This window comes from Oerskovia douganii (assembly GCF_015142735.1).
In the GTDB taxonomy this organism is placed as follows: Bacteria; Actinomycetota; Actinomycetes; order Actinomycetales; family Cellulomonadaceae; genus Oerskovia; species Oerskovia douganii.
In genome coordinates this window covers 18,496-35,518 of sequence record NZ_JACSPN010000024.1, presented here as the reverse complement: position 1 = coordinate 35,518, position 17,023 = coordinate 18,496, and the positions used below count along the sequence as shown (strand labels likewise).

The following is a 17,023-nucleotide window of genomic DNA, read 5'->3' as shown; positions in this document are numbered from 1 at the left end:
CCCGGCCATCACCGGTGAGCCTCCGGAAGAACAGGTCCCACGCCGTGGCGCCCCAGTAGAACCGGACGGGTAGGCCCGTCACAGCCGTGTCGAGCGGTCGCCGCTCGGGCTCCGTGAGGTGCCCGACGACGGCAAGCGGGGTGGTACCGCGGCTCGCCCGCTCCCTCGGTCACCAGGGAGGGGTGGTCGTCCTCGCACGAGCACGTCCCGGACCACCGCCTGCCACTCACGATGGAGCCACTGAGCCATGGCCTACCCTCTGCACCGCACCGACGACACCGCCCCTGACGGTCAGGGCCACCAGATCCCCGCCAGCCCGAACCTGCCCGCGCTCGAGCGCGGCGTGCTGTCGTACTGGTCCAAGGACGACACGTTCCGTGCGTCGATCGAGCGCCGCGAGGCCGGCCAGGACGGCGACAACGAGTTCGTCTTCTACGACGGCCCTCCGTTCGCGAACGGCCTCCCGCACTACGGGCACCTCCTGACGGGGTACGCCAAGGACGTGGTGCCGCGGTACATGACCATGCGCGGCAAGCGCGTCGAGCGCCGCTTCGGCTGGGACACGCACGGCCTGCCCGCCGAGCTCGAGGCCGAGCGCGTGCTGGGCATCACCGACAAGTCGCAGATCGAGGCCATGGGCATCGCCGCGTTCAACGACGCCTGCCGTGAGTCCGTGCTCAGGTACACGGACGAGTGGAAGGACTACGTCACGCGCCAGGCGCGCTGGGTCGACTTCGCCAACGACTACAAGACGCTCGACATCACGTTCATGGAGTCGGTCATCTGGGCGTTCAAGCGCCTGTACGACAAGGGCCTCGCCTACGAGGGCTACCGCGTGCTGCCCTACTGCTGGCGCGACGAGACGCCGCTGTCGAACCACGAGCTGCGCATGGACGACGACGTCTACCAGTCGCGTCAGGACCCGGCGCTCACGGTCGGGCTGCGCCTCTCGGGTGACGTCGTGGACGGCGCCGCCTCCCCGGCGGCGGGCGCGCTCGTGCTCGTGTGGACCACGACCCCCTGGACGCTCCCCTCCAACCTGGCGGTCGCCGTCGGGCCGGACGTCGACTACGTGGTCGTGCGCCCCGGGGTCGACTCCGCGGTGGCGGGGGACAAGGTCGTTCTCGCGGCCGCGCGCCTGGGCGCCTACGTCAAGGAGCTCGGGGAGGACGCCGAGGTCCTGGCGACCGTCAAGGGAGCCGACCTCGCGGGGCTGCGCTACACCCCGGCCTTCGACTACTTCACCGACCGCTCGGCGGCCGGCTGGCCCAACGCCCACCAGGTGCTCGTCGCGGACTTCGTGACGACCGAGGACGGTACCGGTGTGGTCCACCTGGCCCCGGCCTTCGGCGAGGACGACATGGCGGTCTGCGACGCGGCGGGGATCGTGCCCGTCGTGCCGGTCGACGCGCGCGGTCGCTTCACCAACGAGGTGCCGGACTACGCGGGCGAGCAGGTCTTCGACGCCAACCCGAAGGTCATCAAGGACCTCAAGGAGGGCACGGGCCCTCTCGCGCGCGTCGAGCCCGGGGCACGCGCCGTCGTGCTGCGCCACGAGACCTACCAGCACTCCTACCCGCACTGCTGGCGCTGCCGGAACCCCCTGATCTACAAGGCGGTCTCGAGCTGGTTCGTGCGCGTGACCGAGTTCCGCGACCGCATGGTCGAGCTCAACCAGGACATCACCTGGACCCCGGAGCACATCCGCGACGGGCAGTTCGGCAAGTGGCTCGCCGGTGCGCGCGACTGGTCGATCTCCCGCAACCGCTACTGGGGCACGCCCATCCCCGTGTGGGTCTCGGACGACGCCAACCATCCGCGCATCGACGTCTACGGCTCGATCGCCGAGCTCGAGGCGGACTTCGGGGTGCCCGTGACGGACCTGCACCGCCCGTTCATCGACGACCTGACGCGCCCCAACCCGGACGACCCGACCGGGAAGTCCACCATGCGCCGCATCCCCGACGTCCTGGACGTCTGGTTCGACTCGGGGTCCATGCCGTTCGCGCAGGTGCACTACCCGTTCGAGAACGCCGACTGGTTCGAGCACCACTACCCGGGCGACTTCATCGTCGAGTACATCGGCCAGACGCGTGGCTGGTTCTACACGCTGCACGTGCTGGCCACGGCGCTCTTCGACCGGCCGGCGTTCCGCTCGGCCGTCTCGCACGGGATCGTGCTGGGCTCCGACGGGCGCAAGATGAGCAAGTCGCTGCGCAACTACCCGGACGTCAACGAGGTCTTCGACCGCGACGGGTCCGACGCGATGCGCTGGTTCCTCATGAGCTCGCCCATCCTGCGCGGTGGCAACCTCATCGTGACCGAGGACGGCATCCGCGACTCGGTGCGCCAGGTCCTGCTGCCGCTGTGGAGCACGTACTACTTCTTCACGCTCTACTCCAACAACGCCCAGGACGGCGCGGGGTACACCGCCCAGCGCGTGGCCCCCGAGCGCGTCGCCGGCCTCCCGGCCCTCGACCGCTACCTGCTGGCCCGCACGCACGACCTGGTCGAGACCGTCACGGCCCAGCTCGACGCGTTCGACATCGCCGGGGCGTGCGAGACCGTGCGCGAGCACCTGGACCTGCTCACCAACTGGTACGTCCGCACGCAGCGCGACCGGTTCTGGGACGAGGACGCCGACGCGTTCGACACCCTGTGGACGGCGCTCGAGGTCCTCACGCGCGTCATGGCGCCGCTCGCGCCCCTGCTCTCGGAAGAGGTCTGGCGCGGGCTCACGGGCGGGCGCAGCGTGCACCTGACCGACTGGCCCAGCGTCGCCGCCGGTGGGGCGGACGGCGCGGGGGAGTCCCTCGCGGACGTCCTGGTCGCCGACGACGCCCTGGTCGCCTCGATGGACCTGGTCCGCTCGGTCGCCTCGCTCTCGCTCGGGCTGCGCAAGGCGCACTCGCTGCGCGTGCGCCAGCCGCTGAGCACCCTGACCGTCGTGACCGAGGACCCGGCAGCGCTCGAGCCCTACGCCGACCTGCTCGCCCGCGAGCTCAACGTCAAGGCCGTGCGCTTCCTCGACCTCGAGTCGGGCGCGGCCGACGAGTTCGGCGTGTCGCAGAAGCTCACGGTCAACGCCCGGGCCGCCGGCCCGCGCCTGGGCCGTGGTGTCCAGGCCGTGATCAAGGCGGCCAAGGCCGGGGCGTGGCGCGTGGGTGACGACGGGTTCGTCGTCGTCGAGACGCCCGACGGCGACGTGCCGCTGCTCGGCTCGGAGTACGAGCTGACGACCGTGGTGCTCGCCGAGCAGGGCCACGACGAGGCGGACCCGGCGGCGCCGTCGATCGCCGCAGCCGTGCTGCCCACGGGCGGTTTCGTGGTCCTCGACCTCGAGCTGAACGACGCGCTCCTGGCCGAGGGGTACGCGCGCGACATCGTGCGCGAGGTGCAGGATGCCCGCAAGGCCGCCGGCCTCGAGGTGTCGGACCGCATCGACCTGTCCCTCTCGGTGCCCGGCCCCTGGCAGGGCGCGGTCGAGGACCACCGCGAGCTCATCGCGGGCGAGACCCTCGCAGTCAGCGTCACGATCGACCTGTCGCCGACCGACGAGCGCCAGGTCCTCGTGACCAAGGCGACCACGGGCGCCGACGTGTCCGGCTCGACCGGAGCACAGGCATGAGCGGCATCCGCGTCGGCCGTGGCGCCGGCGAGCGCCCGGGCGACAAGGACGCGCGGCGTCCCGGAGGTGCTGCGCACCAGCGCACGGCCGAGGAGGCCGCCGCGCTCGAGGACCTGACCACGGTGTACGCGCACATCATGGACCGGGCCCCCGAGCACGACATCGACCCGACGCTCGCGCGGGTCGAGCGGGTCCTCGAGCTCCTCGGCGACCCGCAGAAGGCCTACCGCACGGTCCACATCACCGGGACCAACGGCAAGACGTCGACGTCCCGCATGGTCGAGCGCCTCGTGCGCGAGCACGGCCTGCGCACCGGACGCTTCACGAGCCCGCACCTGACGTCGGTCACCGAGCGCATCGCGATCGACGGGGAGCCCGTGAGCCCCGCGCGCTTCGTCGAGATCTGGGAGGACGTCGCGCCGTACATCGGCGTCGCCGACCGCGAGTCCGAGGAGGCCGGCGGTCCCCGGCTGAGCTTCTTCGAGGTGCTCACCGTCATGGCCTTCGCCGCGTTCGCCGACGCCCCCGTGGACGTCGCGATCGTCGAGGTCGGCATGGGTGGCGGCTGGGACTCGACCAACGTCGTGGACGGCGACGTCGCGATCGTGACGCCCATCTCGATCGACCACACGCGCTGGCTCGGGCACACGATCGAGGAGATCGCGACCGAGAAGGCCGGCATCGTCAAGCAGGACGCCGTCGTGGTGCTCGCCGAGCAGAGCGACGTGGCCGAGGCGATCGTGATCGAGGCGGCCGCCGCCAAGGACGCCCGCGTCCTGCGCGAGGGCCAGGACATCGCGGTCGCCGGGCGGACGCCGGCGGTCGGGGGACAGGTCGTCGACCTGCGCACCCCCGCAGGCCTGTACACGCAGATCTTCCTGCCCATGATCGGCGAGCACCAGGCGCACAACGCCCTGCTCGCGCTGTCGGCGACCGAGGCCCTGCTGTCCGGCGGGCGCGCGCTCGACGGCGGGGTCGTCGAGGCCGCGTTCGGCGACGTGTCCTCGCCGGGGCGCCTCGAGGTCCTGCGGTCCAGCCCGACCGTGATCGTCGACGCGGCCCACAACCCGGCGGGTGCCGAGGCCCTCGTCGCGGCGCTCGACGAGGCGTTCGAGTTCGAGCACCTCATCGGGGTCGTCGCGATCATGGGCGACAAGGACTCCGAGCAGATCCTCTCGGTGCTCGAGCCCGTCCTTGCCGAGGTCGTCATCACGCGCAACAGCGCCGAGCGCTCGGCCGACGTGACGGACCTCGCGGAGGTCGCGACGGAGGTCTTCGGTGAGGACCGGGTCCACACGGCCGAGCGGCTCGACGAGGCGCTCGCCATCGCGGTCGACCTGGCCGAGCGCGACGACAGCGTCGGCGTCGGCGTCGGGACGGGCGTCCTCGTGACCGGGTCGGTCATCACGGCGGCCGACGTGCGGATCCTGCTCGGACGCGGCTGACGCGTCGGGCGACCACGGCGCGGGGCGCCTCCTCCGGGAGGTGCCCCGCGCCGTCGGCATCCGGTGCCGCGCGCCCGGACCGGGCGCTCCCTGCGTGCCGGGGGGCGCGCGCGGGTGTTTGATGGGGGGACGGGCGCCGGGGCACGAGCCACCGGCGCGCGTGCAGTGCACGCGGCCGCCCGGTGCCGCAGCAGTCCGACGGAGGGATGCGCCATGAAGAAGCTGCTCAACGACCCGCAGGACGCGGTCACGGAGTCGCTCGACGGGTTCGAGCTGGCTCACGCGGACCTGGTCGAGGTCCACCGCGCGCCGCTGTACGTCTCGCGCGCGGGCGGGGCCGTCCCCGGGAAGGTCGGGCTCGTCAGCGGGGGCGGCGCCGGGCACGAGCCGCTGCACGCGGGCTTCGTCGGGGCTGGCATGCTCGACGCCGCGGTGCCCGGGGCGGTGTTCACCTCGCCCACGCCGGACCAGATCGTGCCCGCGATCCTCGGCGCCGACTCGGGCGCGGGCGTGCTCGCGATCGTCAAGAACTACACGGGGGACGTGCTCAACTTCGAGACCGCGCTCGAGCTCGTCGAGGCCGAGGGCACGCAGGCCGCGAGCATCCTCATCAACGACGACGTCGCGGTCGAGGACTCGCTCTACACCGCGGGCCGCCGCGGCGTGGCCGGGACCGTCGCGGTCGAGAAGATCGCCGGGGCCGCCGCAGACCGGGGGGACGACCTCGGCAAGGTCACCGAGATCGCCGGCCGGGTGGTCGCCAACGTCCGGTCCATGGGCGTCGCGCTCAGCGCGTGCACCGTGCCGCACGTCGGCAAGCCCAGCTTCGACCTCGGCGACGACGAGATCGAGATCGGGATCGGGATCCACGGCGAACCAGGACGGCACCGCATCCCGCTCGCGGCCGCGGACGAGATCACGGGCATGCTCGTCGACGCCGTGGCCGAGGACCTGAGGCTCGAGGGCGGGGAGCGAGTGTTGCTGTTCGTTAACGGTATGGGCGGTACGCCCCAGTCCGAGCTCTACGTCGTCTATCGTCAGGCACGGAGGCTGCTCGAGGCGCGCGGCGTGGCGGTCACCCGCTCGCTCGTGGGCAACTACGTCACCTCGTTGGAGATGCAGGGGGCCTCGGTCACCGTGCTCCGGCTGGACGACGAGCTGACCGCGCTCTGGGACGCGCCCGTGCACACCGCCGCTCTGAGGTGGTGACTCCGGCCGCTCCCGAGAGCCGGGGGACGGCGCCCCGCCGGCGGTTCTCGCGAGCCGCCCCGGGACAGTAGTGAAAGGGCGATTGATGACGCTGGACGTTGCGTGGGCTGTGCGCTGGATGCGGGACACCGCGGAGATGGTCGTGTCGTCGAGGGACGAGCTCACCGAGCTGGACCGCCAGATCGGCGACGGTGACCACGGCGAGAACCTGAACCGTGGCTTCCAGGCGGTCGTCGCGAAGCTCGACGGGCTGGAGCAGCAGCCCGCACAGATCGGTGACGTGCTCAAGCTCGTCGCCACGACGCTCATGTCCTCGGTGGGGGGCGCGTCCGGCCCCCTCTACGGCACCGCGTTCCTGCGGGCGGCCAAGGTGACGGGTCTCGCCGAGCTCGACTCGTCGGCCGTCGTCGCGCTGCTCGAGGGCGCGCTCGAGGGGATCACCGCGCGGGGCAAGGCCGTGCCCGGCGAGAAGACCATGGTCGACGCCTGGCAGCCGGCCGTCGACGCGGCCGTCGCGGCGGCCGACGCCGGGGCCTCGCCGGAGGGGGTCCTCGAAGCGGCCCTCGCCGCCGCCGAGGAGGGGGCCCGCGCGACGATCCCCATGCTCGCGACCAAGGGGCGCGCGAGCTACCTGGGCGAGCGCAGCATCGGTCACCAGGACCCTGGTGCGACGTCGACGGTCGTGGTCCTGCGGGCCGCGGTCGCGGCGGCCACCGCTCCCGGTGAATGATGGCTCGATGACTACCCCACAGGTCGGCGACCGCGCGCGGATCGCCCTGGTGCTCGTGTCCCACTCGGCCCGCCTCGCGCAAGGGGTCGCCGAGCTCGCCGCCCAGATGGCGCCCGGGGTCCTCCTCCTGCCCGCGGGCGGGACGGACGACGGCAGCCTGGGCACGAGCTACGACGTGGTGTCCGCCGCGGTCGAGGAAGGGCTCGTCGGCACCGACGGGGTCGTCGTGCTCGCCGACCTGGGGTCGGCGGTCATGACGATAGAGTCCGTCATCGAGCTGGACGACTCGCTCGACGGCCGGGTGGTCCTCGCGGACGCCCCGTTCGTCGAGGGGGCCGTCGCCGCCGCGGTCACGGCCCACGGCGGCGGTTCCCTCGCGGAGGTGCTCGCGTCGGCCGAGGCCGCGGGCGGCACGTTCGCGCAGAGCGCGGGGGCCCCGGGGGGAGGGGGCGAGTTCGTCCCCGCCCCGGGACCGGCCGACCAGCTCGCCGGTGCCGCGGGGATCGAGGACGACTCGCCCGGGGCCCCGCGCGCGGTCACGCTGCGCAACCCGCTCGGCCTGCACGCCCGCCCTGCGGCGATCCTCGCGCGCCTCGTCGCGGGGTACGACGCGAAGGTCACGGTCAACGGGGTCAACGCGGCGAGCGTGCTCGAGCTGATGAAGCTCGGTGCGACCGGAGGCCGCGAGCTCGTGGTCGCGGCCGAGGGGCCGCAGGCGGACGAGGCCAGGGACGCGGCGGTCGCCGCGGTCGAGGAGGGCTTCGGAGAGGTCTGAGGGGCCGCGGCCCGGACGGCGCCGCCGGACCCCGCCATCGGACCCCGCCGTCGGCGCGTGCCGCGCCGAGTGCGTGACACGTGTCACGCGAAGACTGCATTGCCTGCAAAGTTGCACGACGCGTAAAGTTGCGTGCTGTGCAGAACGTCGTCGAACCGTCAGCGGCCCCCACGGGGCTGCGTGAGCGCAAGAAGCGCGAACGCCGCGAGGCGCTCATCGACGCCGCCCAGACCCTCGTGCTCGAACGAGGGCTGGACCGTGTCACGGTCGAGGACATCTGCACCTCGGTGGGCGTCTCGACGCGCACCTTCTTCAACTACTTCGCGTCGAAGGACGACGCCGTGCTCGGGGTCGAGGAGTTCTCCCCGTCCCCCGAGGCGGTCCGGACCTTCGTCGCGGGCGGCCCCACGGGCGACCTGCTCGCGGACGTCCAGGCGCTGGTCGCCGACCTCCTGTCCCACCAGGCGATGTCCCTCGACCGCGTGCACCGCGCGCTCGCGCTCGTCGAGCGCGAGCACCGGCTCCTCGCCCGCCACATGTGGTGGGTCGAGAACCTGCGCACGGGGCTCCTCGACGTCTTCGGTCGTCGCCGGGCGGACCACCCGTTCGTACCCGAGCCCGAGCTCCTCGTGATGGTCGTGATGAGCCTCCTGCGCACCACGACGCTCGAGTGGGAACGGCTCGGCCGTGCGGGCGAGCCCGTCGACCACCTGGGCTCCGTCGTCGACCAGCTCCGTGCGCTCGCGGGACCCGACCCCTCGCCGCACTGACCGACGAGACGCACCCTCCGGCCCGGCGGCTCGCGTCCGCCGGGTGCCTCACGACCCGACCGACCTGAACGGAATCCTCATGTCCTCCTCCCGCTCCACGACGCCGGCCGCGCCGGCCGGGGCCGGCGCGTCGCCCGCCGAGAGCGGCAAGCCGCTCATCGTGCTGACGCAGCGCACCGTCTGGCTGATCTTCGGCGCGCTCATGGCCTCGATGTTCCTGTCGTCGCTCGACCAGTCGATCGTCGGCACCGCGATGCCGACCATCGTGGGCGAGCTGCACGGTGTCGAGCACCAGGGCTGGGTCATCACGGCCTACATCCTGGCGATCGCGATCGTCATGCCCCTCTACGGCAAGTTCGGCGACCTCTGGGGTCGGCGCTGGCCGTTCCTCGTCGCGATCGGCCTGTTCACGATCGCGTCCGCGGGCGCCGGGTTCGCCCAGACCTTCCCCGAGCTCGTCGCGTGGCGGGCCGTCCAGGGCCTCGGCGGCGGTGGTCTCATGATCCTGTCGCAGGCGATCATCGCGGACATCGTCCCCGCCAAGGACCGCGGCAAGTACATGGGCCCCATGGGTGCCCTGTTCGGGATCGCGGCCGTGATCGGTCCGCTCCTCGGCGGCTGGTTCACCGAGGGCCCGGGCTGGCGCTGGGCCTTCTGGATCAACGTGCCGATCGGCATCGCGGCGTTCCTCGTCGCCTGGGTCACGCTCAAGCTCCCGAGCCACCGCTCGGGTCGCAAGATCGACGTCGCCGGCATCTTCTTCATGGTCGTCGGGACCTCGGGGATCGTCCTGCTCACGAGCTGGGAGTCACTGACCACGAGCGCGGGCTACGACTGGTCCGACCCCATGCTGCTGGGCCTCGTGGCCGCGACCCTCGCCTCGATCGCCCTGTTCGTCGTGGTCGAGAACCGTGCCGAGGAGCCGCTGCTGCCGCTGCACCTGTTCAAGAACCGCACCTTCACGATCGCGACGCTCATCGGCCTGGTCCTGGGCATGGGCATGTTCTCCGCGCTCGCGTTCCTGCCGACCTTCCTGCAGATGTCGACCGGTGCGGGCGTGACCGAGTCCGGCTTCCTCATGCTGCCCATGATGGTCGGTGTCATGATCACCGCGATCGGCTCGGGCTTCGCGATCACCAAGACGGGCCGGTACAAGGTCTATCCGGTCGTCGGCCTCGCGATCACGACCGCGGGCATCGTCTGGCTGACCAACATCACGGGCGACATGTCGATGGTGCTGTTCGGCGCCATGATCTTCGTCATGGGTGCCGGCATGGGGCTGGTCATGCAGACGATCGTGCTGGCCGTCCAGAACTCGGTGGACCCCCACGAGATCGGCACCGCGACGAGCGCGAACAACTTCTTCCGTGAGATCGGCGCCGCCGTGGGCACCGCCCTGTTCAGCACGATCTTCACCACGCGGCTCACCGCGAACCTCGCTGAGGTCATCCCGGGCGGGGCGGCGACGGGAGGCGGCGACGCGGCGAGCCTGACCCCCGCCGCCGTCCAGGCGCTGCCCGAACCCATCAAGACCGGCGTGATCGAGGGCTTCACGGACGCTCTCGCCCCGGCGTTCTGGTACCTCGTGCCGCTCGTCGTGGTCGGCTTCGTGCTGTCGCTCTTCCTCAAGGAGGTCGCGCTCTCGAACGAGGCGGGCATGGTCGCGCGCGGTGAGGCCCTCGCCGACCCGCGGGGAGCGCTGGTCGAGGGCGTCGAGGACGTTGCCGGTGGTCCGGAGGGGGACCCGGACGCCCGGGTGCGTGACGCCGTCGGGCCGGACGGGGCGCGCGTCCCGGGCGACGGCGACGCGCCGGGCGCCCCTGCCCGGCAGGACGCGCCGGTAAACTGACCGGCGTGAGCTCCACCATCGAACCGGCCGACGAGCCGGCAGAGCAGGCCCGGTCCGCCGCGTCCTCCGCCCCCGCGGGCGAGGACGCGGCGGGCCCGCCCCGCATCAAGGCCAAGAAGTCCGCGAAGATCCAGTTCACGTCCACGACGCTGCTGCTGGAGGCCTTCCTGGTCCTGTTCGCGACCCTCGTCGCGTACGGGCTGCGGACCGTGCCGTACGCGTGGCCGGACCGGCTGCAGGTCCCCTCGGGGCCCGCGATCTGGATCGTGGGCGGCACGCTCATGGTCGTGCTGATCCTCCTGAGCCGCATGGTCGGGGGCCCGGGCGGGTACGTCGCGGGCTCGGTCGTGCAGCTCCCCGTCATCGCGTGCGGCTTCGCCGTACCGCTGATGTTCCTGGTGGGAGGCATCTTCGTGGTGCTGTGGGTCGTGTCGTTGCGCCTCGGCGGGCGGATCGACCGTGAGCGCGCGGAGTACGACGCCGCGCACCCGGAGACCGCGCCGAACATGTGAGCGCGCCCGGTAGGGTCGTGCGCATGACTGATGTTGCAGCCCCCGCAGTGGCAGACGCGCTCTCCGAGACCATCGAGCGCACCCTCGTCCTCGTCAAGCCCGACGGCGTCCGTCGCGGTCTGTCGGGAGAGATCCTCCGCCGCGTCGAGGCCAAGGGGTACACCCTGGCCGCCGTCCAGCTCCTGGACGCCACCCCCGAGCTCCTCGCGGAGCACTACGCCGAGCACGAGGGCAAGCCGTTCTTCCAGCCCCTGGTCGACTTCATGCTCTCGGGTCCGATCCTCGCGGTCGTCGCCGAGGGGCAGGGCGTCATCCCGGGCTTCCGGTCGCTCGCCGGCACGACCGACCCCACCGCCGCCGCCCCGGGCACCATCCGCGGCGACCTGGGTCGCGACTGGGGCCTGAAGGTCCAGCAGAACCTGGTCCACGGCTCGGACTCCCCGGAGTCCGCGGCACGGGAGATCGCGCTCTGGTTCCCGGGCCTCTGAGCGGCCCCCGCACGACCCGCTGACGCCCCACCCGGCGCGGCACGCAGGCACCCCCCGTCCAAGGGACCGGGGGTGCCTGTCGTCGTCCGTGCCTGCGTCCCTGCGCCACCACCTCCCCGGTTCACCCGCAAAACCGCACTAGGCTCTGACCCGTGCACCTCAAGACCCTGACCCTTCGCGGGTTCAAGTCGTTCGCGTCGGCGACGACCCTGCGCTTCGAGCCCGGGGTGACGTGCGTCGTCGGGCCGAACGGCTCGGGCAAGTCGAACGTGGTCGACGCCCTGTCCTGGGTCATGGGCGAGCAGGGGGCCAAGTCCCTGCGCGGCGGCAAGATGGAGGACGTCATCTTCGCGGGCACCGCGGGGCGTCCGCCGCTGGGCCGCGCCGAGGTGTCGCTGACGATCGACAACACGGACGGCGCCCTGCCGATCGACTACTCCGAGGTGACGATCTCCCGCACCCTGTTCCGCAACGGCGGGTCGGAGTACGCGATCAACGGGTCGTCGTGCCGCCTCCTGGACATCCAGGAGCTGCTGTCGGACTCGGGCATCGGGCGCGAGATGCACGTGATCGTGGGGCAGGGGCAGCTCGACGCGGTGCTGCGGGCGACGCCCGAGGAGCGGCGCGGCTTCATCGAGGAGGCCGCGGGCGTCCTCAAGCACCGCAAGCGCAAGGAGAAGGCGCTGCGCAAGCTGGACGCGATGCAGGCGAACCTGACGCGGCTCGGGGACCTGACGGCCGAGATCCGGCGCCAGCTCGGCCCGCTCGGACGGCAGGCGCAGATCGCGCGCAAGGCACAGGTGGTCCAGCGTGACCTGCGCGACGCGCGGGCGCGCCTGCTCGCGGACGACCTGGCCCAGCTCACGGCGACGCTCGAGCAGGAGATCGCGGACGAGTCGGCGCTGCGCGCGCGGCAGGCCGAGGTCGAGCGCTCGCTCGCGGCGGCGCGCGAGGCGCTGGGGTCGTTGGAGGCGCAGGCCGCCGAGGCCGCCCCGGCGCTGGCCCAGGCGAGCGACGTCTGGTACCGGTTGTCGTCGCTCCAGGAGCGCCTGACCGGGACCCGGACGCTCGCGGCCGAGCGGCTGCGCCTGCTGGGCCGTCCGGAGACGGTGCAGCGCGGGCAGGACCCGAACGACCTCGACGCGCAGGCGGCGCGGGCGCGCGCCGCCGAGCAGGAGCTCGAGTCGGAGGTGGCGGTCGCGCGCGCGACGCTCGAGGGCGCCGTGTCGGAGCGGACCGCGGTCGAGGGCCAGGCCCAGGCCGCGGAGCGTGCGCTCGCGACGTTGCTGCGCGGGGCGGCGGACCGCCGCGAGGGGCTCGCACGGCTGGCGGGCCAGGTCGCGGCCCGGCGCTCGCGCGTCGAGGCGACCGAGGCCGAGATCGGGCGCCTGCGGGAGTCGCTCGCGGAGACCGAGCGGCGCGGGAACCAGGCCAACGTCGAGTTCGCGAGCCTCGAGACCCAGGTCGTGGGCGTCGAGGAGGGCGAGGAGGGCCTCGACGCCGAGCACGAGGAGGCGGCCGACGCCGTCGAGCGGACCGCGGCCGTGGTGTCCCGGCTGCGTGCCGACGAGCAGACCGCCGACCGCGAGCGGGCGACGTGGAGCGCACGCGTCGAGGCCCTCGAGATGAGCCTGGTCCGCAAGGACGGCGCGGGAACCCTGCTGGCCGCGGACCAGGTGGGGACGCTGGGCTCGCTCGCGGCGCTGCTCGGCATCGACACGGGGTACGAGGACGCGATCGCCGCAGCCCTGGGCCCCGCTGCCGACGCGGTCGCGGTCGAGAGCCTCGAGGCCGCGGTCGACGCGGTGCGCCACCTGCGTCAGGAGGACGCGGGACGGGCGAGCCTCGTGGTCGGCGGGGGAGCGCCCGTCGAGGACAGGGCGAGCGCCGCGCGTGCGGCCCGGCCCGCCGTCCTGCCCGACGGCGCAGCGTGGGCCACGTCGGTCGTCACGCCCGCGCGGTCCGTCGCCTCGGCGGTCGAGCTCCTGCTCGACGGCGTGGTCGTGGTCGAGGACCTCGCGCAGGCGCGTGCCCTGGTCACGGCGTCTCCCGAGGTCACGGCCGTGACCCGGGGTGGCGACCTGCTCTCGGCGCACGGTGCGTGGGGCGGGTCGGCGACCGCGCCGAGCGTCCTGCACCTGCAGTCGGCGCTCGAGGAGGCCCAGACGGCGCGGGACGACGCGGTCGCCCGGGGGGAGCGCACGCGCTTCGCCCTGGTCGGGGCGCTCGAGGAGGCAGACGAGGCGCAGCAGCGCTACGACGCGACGCTGGATCGGCTCAACGAGTCCGACGCCGCGCTCGCGGCCGTCGCGGAGCAGCTCGGGCACCTGGGCGCCACTGCGCGCGCGGCCGCGGCCGAGTCCGCCCGGGTCCGGGCGAACCTCGAGAAGGCGCAGGCCACGCTCGTGGCCGAGCAGGCCGAGCTCGAGGCCCTGGTCGCGCGGCACGACGAGGCCGAGGCAGCGCCCGAGCAGACCGAGGAGTCGGTCGCGGCCGCCACGGCAGCGCGCGACGAGGCGAACGCCCTGGCGACCGGGGCCCGGGCCGCCGAGACCGAGGCGCGCCTCGCGCTGCGCACGAGCGAGGAACGGGCGCGCGCCCTGACGGGGCGGGCGCAGTCCCTCGCCCGCGCTGCCGCGACCGAGCGGGCGGCTCGCGAGCGTGCCGCCGCCCGGGAGGCCGCACGGGTTCGACAGGCCGCGCGGGCAGAGGCCGTGCGCGACGGGGCGCAGGTGGCCCTGACGGCGATCGACCGCTCCCTCGCGCGGGCCCGGGACGAGCGGGAGGCCGCGGAGGCGGCCCGGGGCGAGCTCGACGCCGCCGTGACGGCCCGACGCGCCGAGGTCGACGCGCTCGCCGGACAGCTCCGCGAGCTGACCGACGTCGCGCACCGCGACGAGGTCGCCCGGACCCAGCAGCAGCTGCGGATCGAGCAGCTCCAGGAGCGCAGCGTCACCGAGCTCGGCCTGGACCCCGAGGTGCTGCTCGACGAGTTCGGCCCCGACCGCCCGGTGCCCGTGCTCGCGGAGGACGGCTCGGTCCGCCAGGACGAGGACGGCGATCCCGTGACCGAGCCCTACGTGCGCTCCGCGCAGGAGAAGCGGCTGCGGTCCGCCGAGCGCGCCCTGGGGCAGCTCGGGAAGGTCAACCCGCTCGCGCTCGAGGAGTTCGCCGCGCTCGAGGAGCGGCACACGTTCCTCACGACCCAGCTCGCCGACCTCAAGAAGTCCCGCGCCGACCTGCTGGAGATCGTCCGGGAGATCGACGAGCGCGTCGAGCAGGTCTTCACCGAGGCGTACCACGACACGGCCGAGCAGTTCGTGCACGTGTTCGAGCGCATGTTCCCCGGTGGTGAGGGGCGCCTGGTCCTGACGAACCCCGAGGACATGCTCACGACCGGCATCGAGGTCGAGGCGCGCCCCGCGGGCAAGAAGGTCAAGCGGCTGTCGCTGCTGTCCGGGGGAGAGCGGTCGCTGACCGCGGTCGCGCTCCTGGTCGCGATCTTCAAGGCTCGCCCCAGCCCGTTCTACGTCATGGACGAGGTCGAGGCGGCGCTCGACGACGTCAACCTGGGGCGCCTGCTCGAGATCTTCCGCGAGCTCCAGGAGGACTCGCAGCTCATCGTCATCACGCACCAGAAGCGGACCATGGAGATCGCGGACGCCCTGTACGGCGTGACCATGCGCGGCGACGGCGTGACGACCGTCATCAGCCAGCGGCTGCGCGACGAGGTCGGGGTGTGACGACCGTCTCGAGGAGGCGCCGGCCCCCGGTCCGGTGACCGAGGGGCCGCGTGCCGGAGCGTGCGACCCGCACGATCGTGCGGCTCGCGCGGTGTGAAGATGCTGTATCGATCAGCGGACTCGCCGCGTTCGGTAGGCGGTCGGCCGCGAGCCCCGGTGATACTTGACGAATGCTCTGGATGTTCGTGTTCCTCGGGATCGCGCTCGTGGCGGCCGTCGTGGTCTTCCTGTTCGCGAGCGTCGTCACGCGCATCGACGACCGCAACGAGCGCCAGGGTCCGCCCGTCGGGATCAAGGGGTTCTGGCGCGACTTCCGGTCGGGCCTCTCGGGCTGGCGTCGCCGCAAGGACGAGGACCGGGCCGCGGCGAGGGCCGCCCGACCGATCGACACGGGCATGGAGGAGTTCTTCGCCGCGACCGAGGTCGACGAGCCCGCCTACATGGACGCCGACGAGATCACGGACGTCCTGCACCGGGCCCGGGAGCGGGCCACCCACACGCTCCAGGGGGCCACGGTGCGCCGCCCGCACACCGGGTCCGTGCGCTCGGTCCCGGCGACACCGCCCCAGGGCCCGGTCGCCCCGCAGGGCTGACCCCCTCCGAGCCCCTCGGCGGACCCCGCCGCGAGCCCCTCGCCGGACCCCCGCCGCCGCACGTCACGCTCGTATTTGAGAGACTGCGACGGTGAACGATCTCCTCTGGCTCTGGATCACCCTCGCCGTCCTCGTCGTCGTCTCGGTCGGCTTCGTCGGCTACCGCCGCCGACCCGGGACGCGCGCCCCCCTTCCTCCGCCGACGCCGGGCACGACCCCCGACGCCGTCGAGCCCCCGACCGCGACGCAGGAACCGGGGGCCGTCGCGACGACCGAAGCCCCGACCGACCTCGAGGCACCGCCCGCGGTCGAGGTCCCCGAGGCCGTCGGCGGCCGTCTCGCCCGGCTCCGCGGCAGGCTCGCACGGTCCGGCTCCCCGCTCGGTTCCCGGCTGCTCGCGGTGCTCTCGCGCGACCACCTGACCGAGGACGACTGGGACGAGCTCGAGGAGACGCTGCTGCTCGCCGACGTCGGGGCCGGGCCCGCGGGCGAGCTCATCGAGTCCCTGCGGACCCGCGTCCGGGTCCTCGGCGTCCGCGACCCCGCGAGCGTGCGCGCCCTGCTCCGTGAGGAGCTGATCGCCCTGGTCGACCCGACCCTCGACCGCTCGCTGGCGACCGAGCCCCGGACGGCCGAGGACGGGTCGCGCGTGCCCGCCGTCGTGCTGGTCGTGGGTGTCAACGGCACGGGCAAGACGACGACCGTGGGCAAGCTCGCGCGCGTCCTGGTCGCCGAGGACCGCACGGTCGTGCTCGGCGCGGCCGACACCTTCCGCGCGGCCGCCGCGGACCAGCTCGAGACGTGGGGCGCCCGCGTGGGCGTGCGCACCGTGCGCTCGGAGCGTGACGGCGCGGACCCGGCCGCGGTCGCGTTCGACGCTGTCCGCACCGGTCGTACGGAGGGCGTCGACGTCGTGCTCGTGGACACCGCCGGCCGCCTCCAGAACAAGGCGGGCCTCATGGACGAGCTGGGCAAGATCCGGCGCGTCATCACCAAGGAGGCGCCGCTCTCCGAGGTCCTCCTGGTCCTGGACGCGACCACGGGCCAGAACGGCCTCAACCAGGCGCGCGTCTTCGGCGAGATCGCCGGTGTCACGGGCATCGTGCTGACCAAGCTCGACGGCACGGCCAAGGGGGGCATCGTCGTCGCGGTCCAGCGCGAGCTGGGCGTGCCCGTCAAGCTCGTGGGCCTGGGTGAGGGGCCCGACGACCTGGCCCCGTTCGACCCGCAGGAGTTCGTCGACGGACTGCTCGGCGACTGACGCCGCGCCACCCCGAGCCC

General features: G+C 73.2%; 12 protein-coding genes. All 12 read left to right on the top strand.

Features of this window, described 5'->3' with window-relative positions; translation table 11 throughout:
• Positions 1–247: 247 nt before the first annotated feature.
• Positions 248–3,628 (top strand): isoleucine--tRNA ligase, encoded by a 3,381-nt coding sequence (gene ileS, locus H9623_RS15765; RefSeq protein WP_193720967.1) that lies wholly within the window; start codon positions 248–250, stop codon positions 3,626–3,628.
• Positions 3,625–5,073 (top strand): bifunctional folylpolyglutamate synthase/dihydrofolate synthase, encoded by a 1,449-nt coding sequence (locus H9623_RS15760; protein ID WP_193720966.1) that lies wholly within the window; start codon positions 3,625–3,627, stop codon positions 5,071–5,073. The genes ileS and H9623_RS15760 overlap by 4 nt, the downstream gene beginning before the upstream one ends.
• Before the next feature lie 213 nt (positions 5,074–5,286).
• A complete protein-coding gene (gene dhaK, locus H9623_RS15755) occupies positions 5,287–6,282 on the top strand; it encodes a dihydroxyacetone kinase subunit DhaK (RefSeq protein WP_193720965.1) in 996 nt (331 codons plus the stop codon).
• 85 nt (positions 6,283–6,367) lie between these two features.
• Positions 6,368–7,012: a dihydroxyacetone kinase subunit DhaL gene (gene dhaL / locus H9623_RS15750; protein ID WP_193720964.1), complete on the top strand. Its 645-nt coding sequence runs from the start codon at positions 6,368–6,370 to the stop codon at positions 7,010–7,012.
• Between the two features lie 7 nt (positions 7,013–7,019).
• Complete coding sequence (gene dhaM, locus H9623_RS15745; RefSeq protein WP_193720963.1) at positions 7,020–7,787, top strand: dihydroxyacetone kinase phosphoryl donor subunit DhaM; 768 nt, start codon at positions 7,020–7,022, stop codon at positions 7,785–7,787.
• A 137-nt stretch (positions 7,788–7,924) separates the two neighbouring features.
• Entirely contained in the window at positions 7,925–8,557 is a 633-nt protein-coding gene (locus tag H9623_RS15740) for a TetR/AcrR family transcriptional regulator (RefSeq protein ID WP_193720962.1), read from the top strand.
• Positions 8,558–8,636: 79 nt separating this feature from the next.
• Positions 8,637–10,406, top strand: a complete 1,770-nt coding sequence (locus H9623_RS15735) for an MDR family MFS transporter (protein WP_193720961.1) — start codon at positions 8,637–8,639, stop codon at positions 10,404–10,406.
• A 5-nt stretch (positions 10,407–10,411) separates the two neighbouring features.
• Positions 10,412–10,918, top strand: coding sequence for a DUF4233 domain-containing protein (locus tag H9623_RS15730; protein WP_321575482.1), 507 nt, complete (start codon positions 10,412–10,414; stop codon positions 10,916–10,918).
• Between the two features lie 23 nt (positions 10,919–10,941).
• Positions 10,942–11,406: a nucleoside-diphosphate kinase gene (gene ndk, locus H9623_RS15725; protein WP_193720960.1), complete on the top strand. Its 465-nt coding sequence runs from the start codon at positions 10,942–10,944 to the stop codon at positions 11,404–11,406.
• A gap of 152 nt (positions 11,407–11,558) precedes the next feature.
• Positions 11,559–15,149 (top strand): chromosome segregation protein SMC, encoded by a 3,591-nt coding sequence (gene smc / locus H9623_RS15720; RefSeq protein WP_193720959.1) that lies wholly within the window; start codon positions 11,559–11,561, stop codon positions 15,147–15,149.
• A 170-nt stretch (positions 15,150–15,319) separates the two neighbouring features.
• Positions 15,320–15,742, top strand: coding sequence for a hypothetical protein (locus tag H9623_RS15715; protein WP_193720958.1), 423 nt, complete (start codon positions 15,320–15,322; stop codon positions 15,740–15,742).
• 91 nt (positions 15,743–15,833) lie between these two features.
• Positions 15,834–17,003: a signal recognition particle-docking protein FtsY gene (ftsY, locus tag H9623_RS15710; RefSeq protein WP_193720957.1), complete on the top strand. Its 1,170-nt coding sequence runs from the start codon at positions 15,834–15,836 to the stop codon at positions 17,001–17,003.
• Positions 17,004–17,023 lie beyond the last annotated feature (20 nt).

Excerpts from the sequence above, each read along its gene's own strand:
- dhaM (WP_193720963.1), top strand. The coding sequence starts at position 7,020 with ATGACTACCCCACAGGTCGGCGACCGCGCGCGGATCGCCCTGGTGCTC.
- ndk (WP_193720960.1), top strand. The coding sequence starts at position 10,942 with ATGACTGATGTTGCAGCCCCCGCAGTGGCAGACGCGCTCTCCGAGACC.
- H9623_RS15735 (WP_193720961.1), top strand. The coding sequence starts at position 8,637 with ATGTCCTCCTCCCGCTCCACGACGCCGGCCGCGCCGGCCGGGGCCGGC.
- dhaL (WP_193720964.1), top strand. The coding sequence starts at position 6,368 with ATGACGCTGGACGTTGCGTGGGCTGTGCGCTGGATGCGGGACACCGCG.
- H9623_RS15715 (WP_193720958.1), top strand. The coding sequence starts at position 15,320 with ATGCTCTGGATGTTCGTGTTCCTCGGGATCGCGCTCGTGGCGGCCGTC.
- ileS (WP_193720967.1), top strand. The coding sequence starts at position 248 with ATGGCCTACCCTCTGCACCGCACCGACGACACCGCCCCTGACGGTCAG.
- H9623_RS15760 (WP_193720966.1), top strand. The coding sequence starts at position 3,625 with ATGAGCGGCATCCGCGTCGGCCGTGGCGCCGGCGAGCGCCCGGGCGAC.
- dhaK (WP_193720965.1), top strand. The coding sequence starts at position 5,287 with ATGAAGAAGCTGCTCAACGACCCGCAGGACGCGGTCACGGAGTCGCTC.